This is a genomic window from Mycobacterium sp. (assembly GCF_032161845.1).
GTDB lineage: Bacteria > Actinomycetota > Actinomycetes > Mycobacteriales > Mycobacteriaceae > Mycobacterium.
Map to the genome: position 1 here is coordinate 1 of NZ_JAVRQA010000120.1, position 3086 is coordinate 3086.

1 protein-coding gene is annotated in these 3086 nt (G+C 69.6%); it reads right to left on the bottom strand.

All coding sequences use genetic code 11. From position 1 onward, the window contains the following. Positions 1–3086, bottom strand: a 3086-nt coding sequence (locus QOD90_RS07415) for an acyltransferase domain-containing protein (protein WP_526348182.1), incomplete at both ends; no start/stop codon positions are given.

Genomic DNA, 3086 nt, shown 5'->3' on the forward strand with positions numbered 1-3086 from the left:
CACCCTGATGAGGCCACGCAGCCCGGCGTGCTCGAGGTTGGGCCGCTCACCGTTCAGCACCGCTTGCGCAGAGCGCGTCACGACGTACAGGCGGGGTGATTCCCCGGACGTCTCCACCAGTTCGCGGGTGAGGTGTACCAGCCGCTGCACGTACTGACGGGCCCTGCGCGCGCCCTGCGCGTCCGCGGCGCCATCGGCCCGTGCGGTCACGAGCACCACACCGGCCAAGTCACCGTCGCGCAGACGGGTCCTGAGTACCTCGACGTCAGAACTGCCGTCGATGGTCGTGCAGTGCGCGCCAAGGCCTTCCAGCGCCTCGCTCAGCTCGCCGACCGCCGCGTCGCTGCCGGGACAACCGACGAGCACCCACGCCCCCGCGTCGGCCCTGGGACGTTCTGGCAACTGACGCTGGCGCCACTCGACGGTCAACAACCGCTCCGCCAGCACCTTGTCGTGGCCGGCGTTCTCGGATGCACCGGTCGCAAATCGCAACCCCTGCACCTCCAGTAGCACCACCCCGTGCTGGTCGAGTACCTGTATGTCGGCTTCGATACCGGCATCGCCGATTCCGGTGACGCGCGTGTAGCAGTAGCGGGCATTGCGCGCCGAGCCATGGGCCCGCAGTCGGCGGATACCCGTGGGCAGGGCCATTGCGTTTCCACCCATGGCCTGAAGTTCCGGATGTGCCGCCACCGATTGGAAACAGGCGTCGAGCACGGCGGGGTGCACACCGAAGGCCGCCTGCTGGGTCCGGATCGGCCCGTTCGGTGCCACTTCGGCCACCACGGTACCCATCGCGGCCCCGCCGGTGTGCACGGCGACGAGGCCGGCGAAGGCTGGCCCGTACTGAATACCGCTCTGGCTGAGGCGGTCTCGTACGTCGCCGCCGTCCTGACGGTGCGGATGCTCGGCCAGCAGAGCCGGTATGTCACGCGCGGACGGAGTCGTGGCGTCGGCGGCCCGGTGTAAGGCGGCCGCGGCATGCCGAATCTGTTCGCCCTGCTGGTTGGTCACCACCGTGAAGTCGAAGCGGCCAGGCGTTTCGTTCGAAGCGATTGCACCGAGCGTGGTGTGCTCGTCGAGCAGCAACGCCTGTTCGAAGCGAATGTCACGCGCCTCGGCGGCGTCGCCGAGAACCGTGCGGGCCGCGGCCAACGCCATCTCGCAGTAGGCCGCCCCTGGAAACACCGGGACGTCGTGGATCTGATGATCGCCCAGCCACGGTTGGCCACCAGTGCCGACGTCGGACTGCCAGACGTGGCGTTCCGGCTCCTCCTGCAATCGCACGTGCGAGCCCAACAGCGGATGCACCGACACGGTGTGACCGCCGCGCAACGGGCCTTCTTGCCCGTCGGTGCTCAACCACAGTCGCTGGTGGGTCCAGGTCGGCAGCGGCGCATCGACGAGCCGCCCGTGTGGGTAGGGCACCGAGAAGTCGACGGCCGCACCCGCGCAATGCAATTGGCCGACCAGCTCACTGAGCCCGTGCGGTAGTTCCTGATCGCGGCGCATGCCCGCCAGCGTGACCAGCCGCATGTCGAGGCTTCTGGCGGTCTGCTCGACGGCGTGGGTGAGAAGGGGATGGGGGGCGAGCTCCGCGAAGACCCGGTAGCCGTCCTCGAGTGCGGCCCGGACCGCCGCCGCGAATCGAACCATGCGGCGCATGTTGGCCGCCCAGTAGCGGGCATCGCACACTGACTGTTCCCGCGGGTCATAGGAGGTCGCCGAGTAGAACGGGATCTCCGGCGTCATCGGCGTGAGCCCGGCGAGCGACGCGGTGAGCTCGTCGACGATCGGGTCGACCTGGGGCGAATGGAAGGCGACGTCGGTGGGAATCTCGCGGGCCATCACGTCGCGCTGCTCCCAGGCCGCCACCAGTTCGCGAACCGTCGTTGCCGCACCGGCGATCACCGTCGAGTCCGGCGACGGCACCACGGCGACGACGACGTCGTTCTTGCCGCGGACCGCCAGTTCCGAAAGAACCTGCTGGGCTGGAAGTTGCACCGACGCCGTGGCACCGGCGCCAGCGACGCGGGACATCAAGCCCGCACGCCGGCACACCACCAGCAATCCGTCCGCCAGCGACAACGCACCCGCGACCACGGCTGCCGCGGCCTCACCGACCGAATGGCCGATGACCGCGCCAGGGCGCGCGCCGTGTGCCTTCAGGGTGGCGGCCAAGGCGACCTGCATGGTGAAGAGCGTTGGCTGGATCCGGTCTTGACCGGTTACCAGCTGCGCGGCCGACATCGCCTCGGTCACCGAGAACCCGCACTCGCGAAGAATCACCGGTTCGGCCTGCGCGACGGTCGCCGCGAACACCGGTTCGGTCCGCAGCAGCTCGGCGCCCATCCCGGCCCACTGGGAACCCTGGCCCGAGAACACCCACACCGGGCCGTGTTCGGCGTGTCCCGGCGTCGCGTCATAGGTGGTGCCGCCCCCGGCGACCTCGCGCAGTGCCGCGGCAAGCTCCGGCCTGCTGCTCGCGACGACGGCGGTGCGGACCGGGCGGTGCGCGCGCCGACGTGCCAGCGTGTACGCCAGATCGGGCAACGACACGTCGTCGTGCGCGGGCAGCCAGTCGGCCAGGCGGGCCGCGGTGCGCCGCAGCTCGTCGGCCGAGGTGGAGGAAAGGGGAAACAGCAGGGGCGCCTCTTCTGCCGGTGTCAGCTCGGGTGCGGCCACCGGCGGAGCCTGTTCCAACACCCCGTGGACGTTGGTTCCAGAGAGTCCGTACGCCGACACCGCCGCACGACGCGGCAAGTCACCGTTGCCGAGCAGAGGCGAAAGTTCTTGCGGCACGAAGAGGTTGGTGTCGATCTGAGCCAGCTCGTCGGGCAGTCGGGTGAAGTGCAGGTTTCGCGGAACCAGACCGTGCTGCAGCGCGAGGACCGCCTTCATCAGGCCGAGTACTCCAGCGGCCGACTGGGTGTGACCGAAGTTGGTCTTCGCCGACGCGACCGCGCACGGACCATCGGTGCCGTAGACCTCGGCAAGGCTGGCGTACTCGATCGGATCACCGACGGGGGTGCCTGGGCCATGCGCCTCCACCATGCCGACCGTTCGTGGGTCAACACCGGCCGCCG